Source organism: Corynebacterium sp. ED61 (assembly GCF_015233855.1).
In the GTDB taxonomy this organism is placed as follows: Bacteria; Actinomycetota; Actinomycetes; order Mycobacteriales; family Mycobacteriaceae; genus Corynebacterium; species Corynebacterium dentalis.
The window spans coordinates 39,629-55,218 of record NZ_JADGIT010000002.1; the positions used below are offsets into that span (position 1 = coordinate 39,629).

At 59.8% G+C, this 15,590-nt stretch carries 9 protein-coding genes and 1 tRNA gene; 2 read left to right on the plus strand and 8 right to left on the minus strand.

Going from position 1 to position 15,590, the window contains the following annotated elements; genetic code table 11:
• Positions 1–90: 90 nt before the first annotated feature.
• From thrB to argS, 4 genes are all read right to left on the minus strand, one after another.
• Positions 91–1,014, minus strand: a complete 924-nt coding sequence (thrB, locus tag IM764_RS02285; protein WP_099297309.1) for a homoserine kinase — start codon at positions 1,012–1,014, stop codon at positions 91–93.
• 18 nt (positions 1,015–1,032) lie between these two features.
• Positions 1,033–2,367, minus strand: coding sequence for a homoserine dehydrogenase (locus tag IM764_RS02290; protein ID WP_099297311.1), 1,335 nt, complete (start codon positions 2,365–2,367; stop codon positions 1,033–1,035).
• Between the two features lie 94 nt (positions 2,368–2,461).
• Positions 2,462–3,856, minus strand: a complete 1,395-nt coding sequence (lysA, locus tag IM764_RS02295) for a diaminopimelate decarboxylase (protein ID WP_099297313.1) — start codon at positions 3,854–3,856, stop codon at positions 2,462–2,464.
• A gap of 6 nt (positions 3,857–3,862) precedes the next feature.
• Positions 3,863–5,527: an arginine--tRNA ligase gene (gene argS, locus IM764_RS02300; protein ID WP_194186754.1), complete on the minus strand. Its 1,665-nt coding sequence runs from the start codon at positions 5,525–5,527 to the stop codon at positions 3,863–3,865.
• Between the two features lie 128 nt (positions 5,528–5,655).
• On the opposite strand from argS, the gene IM764_RS02305 reads away from it, so the two are divergent.
• Positions 5,656–5,728: transfer RNA gene (locus IM764_RS02305), tRNA-Arg, on the plus strand.
• A 20-nt stretch (positions 5,729–5,748) separates the two neighbouring features.
• Here IM764_RS02305 and IM764_RS02310 read toward each other — a convergent pair.
• Genes IM764_RS02310 through IM764_RS02325 form a run of 4 tightly spaced genes read right to left on the minus strand, consistent with a single transcriptional unit; the run spans position 5,749 to position 13,765 of the window.
• Entirely contained in the window at positions 5,749–8,526 is a 2,778-nt protein-coding gene (locus IM764_RS02310) for an AAA family ATPase (RefSeq protein WP_194186755.1), read from the minus strand.
• 4 nt (positions 8,527–8,530) lie between these two features.
• On the minus strand, positions 8,531–9,763 hold the full coding sequence (locus tag IM764_RS02315) for a metallophosphoesterase (protein WP_194186756.1): 1,233 nt from the start codon (positions 9,761–9,763) through the stop codon (positions 8,531–8,533).
• Positions 9,756–10,733, minus strand: coding sequence for a hypothetical protein (locus tag IM764_RS02320; RefSeq protein WP_194186757.1), 978 nt, complete (start codon positions 10,731–10,733; stop codon positions 9,756–9,758). Before IM764_RS02320 ends, IM764_RS02315 begins: the two co-directional genes overlap by 8 nt.
• On the minus strand, positions 10,730–13,765 hold the full coding sequence (locus IM764_RS02325; RefSeq protein ID WP_370551515.1) for a DEAD/DEAH box helicase: 3,036 nt from the start codon (positions 13,763–13,765) through the stop codon (positions 10,730–10,732). The genes IM764_RS02320 and IM764_RS02325 overlap by 4 nt, the downstream gene beginning before the upstream one ends.
• Before the next feature lie 189 nt (positions 13,766–13,954).
• Between IM764_RS02325 and putP the strand changes: the two genes are divergently transcribed.
• Positions 13,955–15,556: a sodium/proline symporter PutP gene (putP, locus tag IM764_RS02330; RefSeq protein WP_099297326.1), complete on the plus strand. Its 1,602-nt coding sequence runs from the start codon at positions 13,955–13,957 to the stop codon at positions 15,554–15,556.
• Positions 15,557–15,590: the final 34 nt, after the last annotated feature.

Genomic DNA, 15,590 nt, shown 5'->3' on the forward strand with positions numbered 1-15,590 from the left:
AAATAGAAGTTGAAAACTTAGGCTCAGCTTACACTGAGGTAAAGCTGAGCGATAGGCGAACAGCCAGCGGAAGGTCGCAGATCACATCGTCTAGTTGACAGTGACCTCGACGGCCTGCGCGACCTCGAATTCCATCACTTTGATACCTCGTCCCCTCGCCTCTTCAACATGTGACTTATCAACCTTTTCCGTGGACAGAACCATGATGGTAGGGCCCGCTCCGGAAAGGAAGGCGGGATAGCCCTGGTTACGCAGACGATTGACCCATTCCGAGGTCACGGGAAGAACTTCCGCACGATACGGCTGGTGCATGCGATCCCTGGTGCCTTCCCAGAGCAACTCGGGATTATCGCGCAATGCCACGGTCATGACAGCAGTACGGGAGACGTTGAACCGAGCGTCCCGGTGGCTAATGTCTGTGGGAAGCACGCGCCGCACGGCTTCGGTGGAGGCATGGAAATCTGGCACAAACGCCGTGATCAAAATGTCTTTGTGCACATCGATGCGAGCTGCTGCGTACTGAGGGGCAGTATGACCATCGACGGGGATATTCGTCCATGAAACCACGGCGTTGCCCAGGATCGAGGCCGCCGCATTATCTGGGTGGCCTTCGAACGTTGATGCCAGCTGGATAAGCTGCGCATCGGTCAAGGTAAAACCTGCCAGTCCATTAGCCGCGGCAACTCCCGCCACAGCCGCAGCTGCAGAAGAACCCAGGCCGCGGGACTGCGGGATGGAGTTATTACACCGCACACGCAATCCAGGCACGGTGACATCGGCTGCACGGAGACCTTCGCGGATCGCGCGGACCACAAGGTGACGCTCGTCGAGTGGAACTTCCCCGCTGCCCTCACCGGTGACCTCAATATCCAGGCCAGATTCGATGACCTCCACGTCAACGTGGTCATAGAGGCCAACTGCCAGCCCGAGAGTGTCAAACCCTGGGCCGAGGTTGGCAGACGATGCCGGAACAGAGACGTGAACGGACTTTCCGACTGGAATTTCCACACTCATGGTTCTTACGCGCCCTTCCTAGCCTTCCATGCGGATGACGGAACGTACGGACTTCACCGCATCCAGTTCCTTCAGGTGCGCGACCGTTTCTTCCAAGTTGCGCTCCTTGGCCACATGCGTGATCACCACGAGGCGAGCGCCGTCTGCCAGACCCTCCTGGCGAACCGTCTTGAGAGAGACACCATTATCCGAGAAGGCGTTTGCCACCTCAGCCAAAACGCCCACGCGGTCTTCGACTTCCATGTCCACGTGGTAGGCAGTTTCTACTTCGCCGAAGTCCGCAATCGGCAGCTCGGCGTACGTGGATTCACCGGGGCCGCGTCCGCCCAAGACAATGTTTCGAGACACGGCAACAACATCGCCGAGCACGGCAGAGGCAGTTGGGCCTCCACCGGCACCATTTCCGTAGAACATGAGACCGCCTGCAGATTCGGCTTCAACGAATACCGCATTGTAGGACTCGGAGACGGAAGCCAGTGGATGAGAAAGAGGAACGAGAGCGGGGTACACTCGAGCGGACACAGATTCCTGTCCGGACTCGTCCTTGAGACGCTCGCAGATGGCCAGCAGCTTGATCGTGGAGTTCGCTGCCTTGGCCGCCTTGATGTCATCGATAGAGATCTCACGGATACCCTCGGTGTGGACATCGTCGCTGGACACACGAGTGTGGAAGGCGATGGAGGCCAGGATTGCTGCCTTGCTGGCAGCGTCGAAGCCGTCCACGTCGGCGGTGGGATCCGCTTCCGCGTAGCCCAGCTCCGTGGCCTCGGCGAGCATCTCGTCATAGGAAGCGCCACGGTTGTACATGGCATCCAAGATGAAGTTGGTGGTTCCGTTGACGATACCCATCACGGCGTCCACCTTGTCGCCAGCCAGCGAACGACGCAGCGGACCGACTAGTGGGATCGCCGCGGCCACAGCAGCCTCGAAGAATAGGTCTACTCCGGACTCATCGGCGGCAGCCGAGAGCTCGTCTGCGTGTGCTGCAATCAACGCCTTGTTCGCGGTCACTACGGACTTACCGGCTTGCAGAGCAGCAAGCACGACCTCGCGCGGGTAATCAATGCCACCGATAACTTCGATGACCAAATCAATGTCATCGCGCTGCGCCAAGCTCAGGGCATCGTCGGTGAGCAGATCAGGAGAAACGCCTGGACGAGGCTTATTGATATCGCCAACGGCCACGCCGCGAACTTCCAAACGGCCGCCAATGCGGGCGGCAAACTCATCGCCGCGCTCTTCGATCAAGCGCATGACTTCCGCGCCGACAGTGCCCATACCCAGCAGAGCCACACCAACGGTGGAGCCTGCGCCCTTGCCTGGGCGGAAAGAATAAGTCGACGCTTCAGTCATGTTTCTTCTCCGTTTTCTTTGAGAGTTTGTTAAGCAGGTGCTTTCCGTAGTCTAGCGTGATCCCCATCTCATGCAGTCAAGCGGGAGGGGCGCGCTACTCCTCCAGTGCCAGAGCATCTTCGATCGTCTCGCGACGAATCATCACGCGCGACTGCCCTTCGGAAACCACAATCACGGGCGGACGCAGCATCATGTTGTAGCGCGACGCCATGGAATAGCAGTACGCACCCGTGGCTGGAATGGCCAGCAGATCGCCGGGCACGAGGTCATTCGGCAGCGGAACGTCATTGACCAAAACATCGCCGGACTCACAGTGCGATCCCACAACTCGGGAGGGCACCAATTCGCCAGCTAGCTCACGGTTAACCACGCGCACGTCGTATTCCGCCTGGTAGAGAGCTGGTCGGATGTTATCCGCCATACCTCCGTCTACCGAGACGTACCGCCGCACTGCACGATCCGACGTTTCTACGTCCTTGACCGTGCCCACTGTGTACAACGTGACCATCGATGGGCCAGCAATTGCCCGGCCAGGCTCCACGTTCACCACGGGGCGAGGAACGCCCATCTTGTACGCGGCCTCGGCGACCTTTTCCAGCAGTTCTGCAGCGACAGCTTCCACATCAAGCGCTTCGTGATCCGGCATGTACGCGATGCCGTAACCGCCACCCAAGTCCAGAGTGTCCAAGGCCTTGGCCTGCTCCCCCTGCAATTCCTGAAGCAGCCCCGCCCACAGGCTAAGCAAACGCTCCGCTGCCAGAACAAAGCCATCGGCCTCGAAGACTTGGGAACCCACGTGGCAATGCAATCCGCGCAAGGTGACAGAGGTGGCGTCGACACACGAAAGAGCAGCACGACGCGCGGCGCCGGAGGCCAAAGAGAAACCGAACTTCTGGTCCTCGTGGCTGGTCGCGATGAACTCGTGCGTATCCACGTGCACGCCCGGGGTGACGCGCACCAGCACATCTTGCGTGCGACCGCAGCTGGTCGCCACTTCAGAAAGCGTGCCGATTTCCTGCAGGGAATCTACGACGATCAGCTCAACCTCGGCCTCGACGGCGGCGGTAAGAAACTCGCGGGACTTGTTGTTGCCGTGCACGGTGATGCGGTTGGCAGGGAACCCAGCCGCCAGAGCGACCTGCAGCTCGCCGTGGCTCGCGACGTCTAGGGACAGGCCCTCATCCTCGACCCACTTGCACACGGTCTTGGAGAGAAACGCCTTGGACGCATAGTGGACGCGTTCTCCGCCGCCAAACGCGGTAGCGAGCCGACGACAGCGATTTCGAAAATCAGCTTCATCCAGTACAAACGCGGCGGTGCCGTATTGCTGCGCAATGTCCGTCAGCTTCACGCCAGCAATAGATACGGCGCCGTCATCCTCGCGGGTGGTGTGCTCCGAGAACACGTGTGCCGGAATCTGGTTGAACTCCGCGGTGGTCTCCGTGCGGTGACGCAACGGGACGGGGCGGAGGCTGGTTTCAATATCCATGCGGAATTACATCCTCTCCGGTGCGCTGACGCCCACCAGCTGCAACGCGTTGGCCAGAGTCTGCTTGGTAGCAGCCGCCAGAGCAAGGCGAGCCCGGAACAGTGGATCGGCCTGCTCCCCGGTGGGTTCCTCGCCCTTCGGCAGGATCTGGCACGCATCGTAGAAACGGTGGAACGTGCCTGCCAGCTCCTCGGTGTAGCGAGCAATGCGGTGTGGTTCGCGCAGTTCAGCTGCGGTTCCCACCACCTTCGGGAACTCACCCAGGGTGCGGATCAGATCACCTTCGCGCCCATCGGTGAGCAGTGACAGATCTGGATCGGAATAGGTCACGCCCAGCTCTGCGGCCTTGCGGCCGATAGACGCGAGGCGGGCGTGACCGTACTGGACGTAGAACACCGGGTTGTCAGAAGTCTTGGAAGACCAGAGAGCCATGTCGATATCTAGCGAAGAATCCACAGAAGAGCGGATCAGCGCGTAGCGAGCCGCGTCCACACCGATGGCTTCCACCAGGTCATCGAGAGTGATGACGTTTCCTGCGCGCTTGGACATGCGCACGGCCTTGCCGTGCTGCACGAGGTTGACCATCTGTCCGATGAGAACCTCGACCTGGTTCGGGTCATATCCCAAGGCAGCGGCAGCTGCGCGTAGGCGGGCGATGTATCCGTGGTGGTCGGCTCCGAGCATGTAGATGCAGAGGTTATGCCCGCGCTCGATCTTGTCCACGATGTAAGCGATATCACCCGCAATATAGGCGGCATTGCCGTCGGACTTAATAACCACCCGGTCCTTGTCGTCTCCATACTCGGAAGACTTCAACCACCACGCGCCGTCGGCCTCGTAGAGGTTGCCGTTGGACTTGAGAGTGTTGATCGCCTTGTCCACTGCCCCGGACTCGAACAGCGAGTTTTCGTGGAAGTACACGTCAAACTCCGTGCCGAACTCAGCGAGCGTGCGCTTGATGTGCGCGAACATCAACTCCACGCCCTCGGAGCGGAACAATTCCCGAAGCTTCTCTTCCGGCAGTTCACTCCACTGCGGGTTCGCGGTGGTGACCTGCTGGGCGATATCGTGGATGTAGGCGCCGCCGTAGCCGTCTTCTGGGGTGGGCTCGCCCTTGGCTGCGGCGATTAGAGAGTTGGCGAAACGGTCGATCTGGGTGCCGTGATCATTGAAGTAGTACTCGCGGGTCACGTCTGCGCCCCGGTGTCCCAGCACGCGGCCGAGGGAATCACCCACGGCAGCCCAGCGGGTGCCGCCCAAGTGGATGGGGCCGGTGGGGTTGGCGGAGACGAACTCCAGGTTGATCTTCTGTCCTGCGAGCTCCTCACCCTTACCGAAGTCCGCACCGGCGGCGAGGATCTCTGCGACGATCTTGCCCTGCGCCGCAGCGGCCAAACGGATATTGATGAAGCCGGGTCCAGCCACGCTGGCCTCGTCGATGGCCTCTTCTTCGGCGAGGGCCTCTGCCAGCCAGGTTCCCAGCTGCCGCGGATTCGTTCCGGCGCGCTTGGCTACCTGCATGGCGATGTTGGTGGCGTAATCGCCGTGCTCAGAGTTGCGGGGACGCTCTACGGTGGCCGTTTTTTCGACGACGTCACTATCCAGCCCTTGGGCTTCGAGCACGTTACGGGCAACATCGGTAATCAGTGAGGAAAGTTCTGCAGGAGTCACACGGGCTAGCCTAGCAAGCGCCAAGGCAGGTATATGCACGGCGGTTTGGGATAGCGGATGGCGATTTATTGGCGGCCCGCGCCCGAGTGCTAGACTTTGCCCTCGTACTCACTTGGATGTGGGTGCGCGCCCTCGTAGCTCAGGGGATAGAGCACTGGTTTCCGGTACCAGGGGTCGGAGGTTCGAATCCTCTCGAGGGCACATTTTTATGCGTGCGTCTCCTAGACGGACTTCACGCTCTCGATAGAGTGCTGGGCAGCCCCGGCGATACTATCGAAGCGATCAACATCGCAGGTCAACACAATGATCTGATGATCTCTGCCTAGGCGTCCCAGCACCGCGTTCATGCTCTTCATACGGTGTGGATCCGAGAAGCCGAGCGCGTCGTCGATGAATATCGGCACGCTGTCTCCCCCACCAACCAGGGTCGCCACAGCGAGGCGCGCCAGCATCATCATCTGCTCTTGGGCACCGCCGGACAACGCGTCCGCCTCGATGTCCACGCCGCCTCGCACGCGCTTCTCAATGCTCAGATCCGTGCCAAAAGTGAAGCTTGTGCCATTGCCGAACACCGCTCCAGCCAAGCTCTCGAAGGCCTGCTTGAAGGGCTTTTCGTACTGCGCGCGAAGAGCTGCCCGCGCGCCCTCGATGGTCTCGTGGAGTAACTTCGCCGCCGCCCCCTGAGCTTGAACTTTCTGCAGCGCCAGTTCCTGAGTTTTCAGTTCCCTGTCTGCTTCTTCCTTCTCCGAGGCAGCACCATAACCGCGTTCGAGTTGGCCCTCCCGCTGCGCGCGATCCAGCTTCAGCTGCTGAATCCGATTGTCGATTTGCTGCACTCGAGCTTCCGCGCCGTCAAACTTCTCCCGCACCAATTGCACAGAGTCCGCGCCACCGCTTTGTTCTGCCTGCTCAAGTGCCTGTTTGGCTTGGCCAAAAGCTTCTGCCGCGGCCTTGTGCTCCTGCTCTAGATCCTCGTCGGAAGAGTCTTCTCGTGCAATGGAGAGAGTCTCCGCCTTGGAATGGTGCGAGGCTTGAACCTGTTCCAACCCCGCTTCCAAAGAGAAGTACTTCTTTTGCACTTCGGACATTCCACCGTCACGTTCTGGAAGGCTCCGCACAAAGTCTTTGACCTGGACGTTCCATCGCTGAACCTCCTCGCGAGCCGCGTTCACGTCAAAGCCTGACTCCTCGGACAGCTGCGTGATAGCTGCACTCCGCTCGACTGGATCAGTGTTCGTGTCCTTTACGGCGTACAGCTTCCTTGCATGCTTCAGAAGATCGTGCGGTTTCTCTACCTCCAGCTCGTCATACTCAGTGACCAACTCCTGCAGTGAATCGAGCGAACGCGCCATCGACTCCGCTGCATCCTCAGCCCTAGTTCCGACGTTCTCTTCTCCTCGGTCACCGACCTTCGAAGCCAGCTTGTTTTGCAGTTGCTGTAACTCTTCGGCTGCCTTTTCTCGGAGCGCAGCTTTGCTTTCCGCCGGTCCGAGTTCTGGAGATTCCAACCCCAATTCCGCGCACAGCTTGTCCACGTCCTTTGTTGCGCGCTGCACGTCGGTCTCGCTCTGAGACAAGTCCTGCGAAGGCGTGACGGTCACGGTGTATTCGCCCAGCGAGAGCTTTCTCCGAGAAGTGACGTGAATCTGCACTCCATCTTCCGCTAGCTCTAAGTCTTCACCTGCTTCATCGCCGATCGTCGCTCCGGACGGGCCATCAATGTGCACGCTGGTGGCCACAGAATCTCGGAAACGCTCCGCTGTACGCAGCTGAGCCACCGTTTCCCGGAAAGACGCCAGCTTCTTGGGTGTTGCAGGGTTTCCGTCTACTGCCTCCTTAACCTTCGCGCGCTGCTCCATCAGTTCGGCAATCTCCACAGATAGGCGATGCGCTGCAATCGCCTGGTGCGCGCGCTCCTGCACTTCCTCCACACCAGATACCACTGCTAGCAGGAGCTCGGACTCATCCAGCTCACGCATCTTAGCCTCGCGCCGTTGCGCCTGCTCGCGAGCTGATTGTTGTTCAAAATCAAACCTTTCTCGCGAAGCGACGAGCCCAGATTCCAACTCGCTGATCTTCTCGCCGAGTGCACCCACGTCGGCAATCAATTCCCGCCGAGCTACCACCCTGGATTCTGCAACTTCCCGCTGGCTCTCCGCTGCTCGCGCAATAGCTTCCAACTTCTGTCGCTTCTGTTCCACTGCCTCGGCTTCTGCAAGTTCCAGCTTCCGCTTTTCCAGCTCCTGGTGCGCAGCCGGAATGTTAGCCTTTTGCTCTTCGATGCTCTGGGTCAGTTGATCAATTGCTTCAATGTGACCTTGCGCCGCTGCATAGTTTTGTTGGGCTACGTCGGCTACCTCTTGGGCCTCTTCCACTGCCCGGCGCGCTGTCCGCAGCTCGCCCTTATTCGACTCTGCACCACCGTCGGTGAAATATCGTTTGTATTCCTTGTACACCCGGTTCAGCAGTTCCGAAGAAGCATCGGCAGACTGTGGCGCGCTGTCCACGGCGTCATCGTCTTCCAAGGCCTGTGCAAGGGAGTCCACGTCCGCAGCTACAAACGTCTCCAGGCTTTCGCCCTGCCGGATCGTCAGGGCATCGCGCAGCGTCCGGTCCATCCCTTCGGACAAGATCTCCTGTAAACGTTCCTCTGCTTGGCGTCCCGTCAGATTTTCCACCTGCGGTGCGCTGACTTGCAGAGTGGCGTGCCCCGCACGCTGCTTATACATCTTGGTTACCCGCAGCTCATAGTCGCCCACCGTCATCTCGGCGCTGATCTCCGGGGAGACATCTGCTTGCCGGGGATACATCCACTGCACGGCTTTGGCGCTACTGCCCACCTTGATGTCTCTCAGCAGGGTTTCGAAGGCCTTGAGAAGCGTGGTCTTTCCCGCCTCATTGGGACCATAGATCACTGAGACCCCGCGCTCGGCTAGCTCAATCCGGGCTGCATCCACTCCTGCCACATTCTTCAGGGTCAAACTGTGCAAGATCAGCATGGCCTCATGCACCTTCCTTTCGCACAGATGAGCTCAGCCGGTACAGCAAGCGCAGTGCATCCGATGCCGCCTGCTCCTCATTGCGCGCGCGTTCCAGCAGTTCCCTCGCTGCCGCATCTACGAATCCTTCACCAAAATTGGCCTCGGCCAATTCATCCATCTCCGGTACCACGTGCAAGTCCATCAGCCGTTCCCGCGCGTAAAGCCGCGCAAATCCGAGTGAAATATCTGCTAATTGCTCGTCCATCCACGCGGCAGTGTCCAAGTCCACCGTCCCCCGCAGCGCGTACTTCGCCACTGTGGTGCGCTTGTGCGGCAGATCGTTCAATTTCTCGACGAAAGCCTCCGCATCTTCCCGCGAATTGATCTCCGCCTCCAGTGCGATAAACGCCCACTGGCCCACATGCACTTCTTCTACCTGTACTTCGGCTGCGTCGGAGCCATCACCGGCGGTGATATCCACCACCAGTGCCTTTCCGGAATTGTTCTCGCCTCCCCCGTGTGGCTCCAGAAACGCCGTGACTTCGGGCGCTCCCGAGTACCACACGGTCCCTTCGGTGCCCAGCTTCATCGCCGAGTGTGTATCCCCGAGGGCCACGTAATCAATGACTCCGTCTGCGCATGCGCGCTCCGCGGCGGCCACGTCAACCTGGCTCAGGTCAAGTACGTCGCCGAAGGAACTCACATTTCCGTGTCCCACCAGTACGCGGATGTCAGCTTCATCATCCCGTTGTGCACACTCGGCAATAGCCTTCGCCACCAAATCCTCGTTGGGCTTCTTCGTCAACAACGGAGCCCCCACAATCTCTACGCGACCCTGCTCACTGTCTCGAACTACGCGCGGAGCGCTGTCATCCAGCACCACCACGGCAGCACCGTTGCCGCTGCCTTCTGCGAGCTCTGCAAACTCGGGCTTGCGATAGATGCTGGCGGCGTCGAATGGATCATGATTGCCCGGCAACAAGAACACAGGAACCGGACTGCGGCGCAGCACGTCCATGGCGCGGCGGTACACCTCGGGGCGCAGGAGGTTGTCATCAAAGACATCCCCTGCCACCACAATCGCCTCACACTCACGCTCAACTGCTAGCGCGAACAGCTTTTCCACCGCAGCGAGGCGCGCCTCGGCAAAACGAGCGCGGGCTTCATGATCTAGGTATTTCGTGGGCATACCCAGCTGCCAGTCGGAGGTGTGGAGGAAGCGGAACGTGGCGGTAGCGCCTTGGTTCTCAGTCATGCTGACCATTTCTAGCATCCAGCCCAGACAGCGGATCCTCGCTCCACGGGGGATTATCGAACACCAGCTGTGAATCAGTCAGCGTCTCATAGCATCGCTCCAGCTCATGGCGGATATACAGCTGATCCACGCCAGTGAAGGACACAGTCCGCAGTGCACCCATTAACGCCTGCTCGTCGCCCTTTTCCATCCCCCACTCCTCTGCGAACGGCTCCCAGGTCACATCGTCAGCACCCTCGCCCCAAAACGCCTTCGTGTCCACGATCTCCGGGGTTTCATCCGCAGCATCTGTCTTCAGTGAATCTTGCTGCTTCTCCGTCTCCGCACCGCGTGCCAGCGGCACCACTCCCGCCGCATGATCTGCCTGCCCCAGTTGCTGCAGCAACGGCGCCGGGTCAATCCCCCGCAGACGCAGAATGTGCAACGGGTAGCGAGTCAACCGCGCAGACACCGCGTACATCACACAGACCACGTGCTTACACACCGCAGATTTGTCCGGACAGGTACAGGAAAGCTGCCCAATGTGATCCCGGCGCAACAGGATGGACGCCACGTCATCGCCCGGCGCGCTACCTCGGGCCAAGCTGCGCATGTGCGAGGCATCCATCAGCAGTTCTTGCTTCACAAACTCCCGTTGCCTATCTCCCAACGGCCGCAGACGCACAGTGACATCGAAAGGCTCTAATTGCGTGCCCGCCACCAGCCCGCTAATCATGTTGGCCAGTAGCTCGACACCCAGCACTTTGTCCGCGCGGTAGTACTCGCGCCCACGCGCCAGCCTTCCCGAGTCCGCGTTCTCCGCCACTGCTTCCATGAGCAGGTTCGCCGCCCAACTTTCCGTGTCCCGATGGGGAAACTTTGGTTCGGCTTTTCCTGCGGCCATTTCGCGCCTGCGTCGGGCACCAAAATCTGCGAGGACAACGTTGTCACCCCAGGTGGCGTACTTACGTCCCTTTTTCTTCTCACTCATGGTTGCCCCTCGCTCGCCTCTTCGGATGCGGACTTCAATCTCCACAATTCACGCAGATCGGCATCGTCCAGGTTGGCGATCCAGCCCTCACCCGCCCCAATCACGGCGCCGGCGAGCTCTCGTTTACCCACGATGATGTCATGAATGCGCTCATCCAATGTGCCCTTGGACACCAACTTATAAACGGTGACGTCCTTATCCTGCCCGATGCGATACGCCCGGTCCGTAGCCTGGTCTTCCACCGCCGGATTCCACCAGCGGTCGATGTGGATGACCACCGAGGCCTCCGTCAGCGTGATGCCGGTACCACCCGCACGGACAGACAGCACCATGATCGGCGGCCCTTCCGGAGATTGGAAATCCTCCACCATCTTCACGCGCGCAGTACGTGTCAGCCCGCCGTGCAGCATGGGCACGTCCACCTCGTAACGCTGGTTCATTTCCGGAATCAGCATCCGCCCAAAGGACGGGAACTGCGTAAATACCAGCACCTTGCGCCCGGAGGCTCGCGCCTCGTCGATGATTTCAAACATCCGCTTGACCTTGTTCGAGCGATGCCTGCCCAACCGCAACAGCGCGGAACCATCCCCGGCGAAGTGCGCGGGGTGGTTGCAAATCTGCTTGATTTTGACCAAAGCCCCAAGGATTAGCCCGCGTCGAGATTCCTCCCGGTCCCGCAGTTTCTGTTCCATGTTGTCCGTGTACGCCTTGTACAGCGCGGCCTGCTCGTTGGTCAGTGGGATCAATTCCACGTGGTCGCGCTTGGTGGGCAGGTTGAGGCCCACTCCCTCGTCGGTTTTTAGTCGACGCAATACAAACGGCTGCACCACGCGCTGTAAACGATCCCGCGCGGCCTCGTCTTGGTAGCGCTCCACGGGGATAGCCAACCGGTTTTGGAATGCCGCGGGGCTGCCCAGAATGCCCGGGTTGGCGAAGTCCATGATCGCGTACAAGTCCGAGAGCCGGTTTTCTACAGGCGTTCCTGTCAGCGCGATCCGATTTCGAGCGTGCAAACTCCGCACTGCCCTGGACTGCTTGGTTCCCGGATTCTTAATGTTCTGTGCCTCATCGGCAACCACCCGGTGCCATTCCAGCTGTTGGTAGCGCTCCGGATTCCGCGAGACCGTTCCATACGAGGTCACCACCACATCGTGGCTCCGCGCATTCTCTTCGAATTCCGCATCGGCGACCTTAACGGAACCGTGGTCCACCAGCACGGTCAGTGACGGCGTATGCCGTTGCACTTCCCTGCGCCAGGATTCCAAGACGCTAGTCGGTGCGATCACCAACATGGGGTCGACGGCTTTTCCCGCGGCCTTTTCGCATGCCAGCAGTGTCAAGATCTGCAGCGTTTTACCCAGACCCATGTCGTCGGCCAGAATCGCGCCGAGCTGGTGCTGGCTCATCCACGCCAGCCAATTCACGCCGCGCTGCTGATGATCGCGCAACGTCGTGACCACTGTGTCCGGCACCGTCACCGACTGCGGTGGCTCTACGGGTTGGTCGGACATCAGCCGTTGCATCCATCCGCCAGCCTCCACTCGGAAGTGGTGGTCGCCGTTTTTTTCTTGGAAGTCCGACGCCAAGGCGTCCGCCTCCATCACGTCCCGCAGTGTCACCTGGGATTCGCCGTCGGTGGACTCCTCCGAGTCCTTATCCCCTTCCTGCTTTTTCCGCACTGCTTCGATCCACCCGCGAGCACGAGTCAGAGAGCTGGTGTCTAGAAATACGAATTGCCCGTTAACCGCCACGATATTGCTTGCGGAATTCAATAGCCCTTGTCGTTCTTCTTCACTCAGGCTGGCGCCCTCTACGGACACGTCCCATTCGAAGTCCACCAGCTGGTCCATCCCCAGCTTGCCCGAGCCCGGTCCGGTTCCCACGGGATTGACCGCTACGTTCACCCGGGGCACCGCCCTGGTCCAACCACGGGGGACCATCACTTGTACTCCTGCTCCGCGCAGGGTCCGCACGCCCTCGGCTAGAAGCTGCTCCACCTGGCGAATCGTCAGCGCCAGGGATATCGTTCGGGTGGCATAGAGCTGCGGCTGCCACACGCCGGTGGCAAACCACTGCTCCACCGGCGCAATCATCTCCGCCAGCGGCGTCCACGAGGCACGCATGTGGCTCAGCGCGCGGTAGAGGCGCGTGGACTGTGCTTCTGTCACTTCCGCGGGGACTAGTACTTCGACTGGCCCGTCATTCATGCTCAGGCCAATGTCCAAGCGCCAACGCACGTCGTCTAGGTCCACCTCGTCAGCATCCAACTGGGCGAGGGTCTCGGAGTGGCCGGAGGAGGCGAGTGTGGCGTCGGAAGGAGAAGAAAGAATAAGGACCACGTTGCTGGCGGCGTCGGCGGCGGAGACTCGCCACCGATTCAGCATGGACACCGTGTCTGCTGTCACCCGGCGCGCGGGCTTTCCCGCAAGGATTGCACGCATGAACGGAGTATCGATCTCGTCGCTGGCCCCCAAGTGGTCACGGAGGATGCGCACGGTCATCCAATGCACCAGCTCATCAACGGCATCCCCCACCACATCGCTACTGCCGTTGAGCTCCAGCACCTGCGGCACACGTTCCCGGAGCTGCTGGATCACTCCGTGGTGGGAGCCTGCGGTGGACGGCATCCATCGCGGCATCCATTCCTGATCCACCCGATCCATCCGCAGCATCACACGGCCGGCGCGGACAATATCGAACGCCAAACGATACAAAGTAAGAAGAAATTGAACGTCTGCGCCCCACACCACGCCCGCATCGGAGAAATTCTCAGAATTATTTTCCACCGATTCTACGGCCCACTCATTTAACTGATGCAAAACCGCCAAAGATTGCTCTGGCGTATACGCAACGGTGGGCACAGAAATCTTCTTCAGCTTGCCCTTCGGCGTGGCCAGACTCACCGATCCCCGATGACGAAAAGGCCTGACCTGCACCAATCGAAGCACCTCGCGAGGCAAGTCGGTTTCAGTGAGATCTCCCGCATCAGCGATGACCACGTGTCCGGCCACTCGTTCGACCCATAAGTGCACGCCGCCTTGAGGCGGCAACAAGATGTGCAGCCGACAGTCGAATTCCATGTGTCGGTTTTACCATGTGGCTGTGACGGCAGTCTCTTTTAGCTACGGTGGGATGGCACACATATTCATTGGAGTTAGCTGAACCCCACACAGGGAATTTTCAGCTGCTGCGCAATTGACGATTCAAGGAGTGTCAAGAACGTGTCAGACTTAACATGGTTTGTCATAGCCATGGTGATCTATCTGATCGCTATGCTCCTCATCGGTTTGTATTCCTTTAAGCAAACTGACGAGTACGAAGATTTCATGCTCGCCGGACGCAATCTTCACCCTTTCCCCGCCGCACTGTCGGCCGGAGCCTCGGATATGTCCGGCTGGCTCCTCATGGGTCTCCCCGGTGCCCTGTATGTCTCCGGCTTCTCTGAGATTTGGATGGCTTTGGGCTTGCTGGTGGGTGCAACGCTGAACTGGTGGCTGACCGCCCCACGTCTGCGCGCCTACACCGAGGTCGCGAACAACTCGATCACCCTGCCCTCGTTCTTCGAGAACCGCTTTAACGATCGCACCCATACGCTGCGCATCATCGCCGGCATCGTGATTCTGGTGTTCTTCACCTTCTACGTCTCCTCCGGCATGGTAGCTGGCGGTCGTTACTTCCAGTCCACGTTCGAGGGCGATTACATCACCGGCCTGATCGTGGTGGCTGCGGTCACCGTGGCCTACACCTTCGTGGGCGGCTTCTTGGCTGTGTCCTACACGGATACCGTCCAGGGCATCATCATGTTCATCTCGCTGATCTTGGTGCCAATCATGGCCCTGCTGCACATGAGCGATCCCGGTGCCATCTGGACCTACCAGACCGAGAATGCCTACGGCGTGGGCACCATCGAGCCAAACCCACACTGGTTCTCCTTGTTCACCGGTGTGAGCTTCGTGGCCATCGTTTCCAACCTCGCATGGGGCTTGGGCTACTTCGGCCAGCCACACATTATCGTGCGCTTCATGGCACTGCGTACCCCATCGGATGCCAAGGCCGGCATGCGCTACGGCGTGACCTGGATGTTCTTGTGCCTGATCGGCGCCATCGCCGTGGCGATCATCGGACCTGCATTCTTCGGAATGGATCCAAGCATCGCGATCACTGACCAAGAGAATTTCGAGACAATCTTCCTAGATATGGGACGCATCCTGTTCCACCCACTGATTGCTGGTCTGGTTCTGACCGCTGTGCTGGCTGCGATCATGTCCACCGTTTCCTCCCAGCTGCTGGTGGTTTCCTCCGCGCTGATCGAAGACATCTACAAGGGCCTGATCAACAAGAATGCCGACGACTCTTCCCTGAAGAACCTGTCCCGCGTCTCCGTGATCGTCGTGGCTCTGCTGGCCGGTGTGATCGCGTGGAACCCAGATTCCGGCATCCTCAAGCTGGTGGAGTTCGCATGGGCTGGCTTCGGTTCGGCCTTCGGTCCTATCGTGGTCGGAGCGCTGTACTGGCGCCGTCTCAACGCTGCAGGCGCTGCAGCCGGCATGTTCGCTGGTGCGGTCGTGGCGTTCATCTGGGGCGGTCTTCCAACCTTCGGCATCATTGACAAGCCATTTGGTTTGTACGAGATGATCCCTGGCGTGGCAGCAAACATCATCGCCATGGTGATTGTCACCTACGCCACCAAGGAGCCTTCTGAGGCAGTGACCTCCACCTTCGACAAGGCCGTGGCTCTGTCCCACGCTGCGAAGAAGGATCCAGAAACGGACTTCGAGGAAGCTGCGAAGTCCGACGAGGTTCGCCAGGCTGGCACCGTCTAGTCTCCCCAAGAACCTTCGGCCCCTCGGCGGAGTC

Coding starts and splice junctions, on each gene's coding strand:
- thrB (WP_099297309.1), bottom strand. CDS start 1,014: ATGAGTGTGGAAATTCCAGTCGGAAAGTCCGTTCACGTCTCTGTTCCG.
- IM764_RS02290 (WP_099297311.1), bottom strand. CDS start 2,367: ATGACTGAAGCGTCGACTTATTCTTTCCGCCCAGGCAAGGGCGCAGGC.
- lysA (WP_099297313.1), bottom strand. CDS start 3,856: ATGGATATTGAAACCAGCCTCCGCCCCGTCCCGTTGCGTCACCGCACG.
- IM764_RS02310 (WP_194186755.1), bottom strand. CDS start 8,526: ATGCTGATCTTGCACAGTTTGACCCTGAAGAATGTGGCAGGAGTGGAT.
- IM764_RS02315 (WP_194186756.1), bottom strand. CDS start 9,763: ATGACTGAGAACCAAGGCGCTACCGCCACGTTCCGCTTCCTCCACACC.
- IM764_RS02320 (WP_194186757.1), bottom strand. CDS start 10,733: ATGAGTGAGAAGAAAAAGGGACGTAAGTACGCCACCTGGGGTGACAAC.